1 rRNA gene is annotated in these 223 nt (G+C 52.0%); it reads right to left on the bottom strand.

The features are described 5' to 3' along the window. Nucleotides 1-48 precede the first annotated feature (48 nt). Nucleotides 49-223, bottom strand: a 16S ribosomal RNA gene (locus AN394_RS21490); the annotation flags it as partial.

Raw genomic sequence — 223 nt, 5'->3', positions numbered from 1 at the left:
TAACAATCATCTGTGTGGACACTACGAACAAATAAGTTCTAAATCGTATAAGGAGGTGATCCAGCCCCAGGTTCCCCTAGGGCTACCTTGTTACGACTTCACCCCAGTCATGAATCACTCCGTGGTGAACGTCCTCCCGAAGGTTAGACTATCCACTTCTGGAGCAACCCACTCCCATGGTGTGACGGGCGGTGTGTACAAGGCCCGGGAACGTATTCACCGC

The organism is Pseudoalteromonas sp. P1-26, assembly GCF_001401795.1.
GTDB lineage: Bacteria > Pseudomonadota > Gammaproteobacteria > Enterobacterales > Alteromonadaceae > Pseudoalteromonas.
The sequence above is the reverse complement of the archived record's forward strand: the minus strand, read 5'-3'. Positions and strand labels throughout refer to the sequence as shown.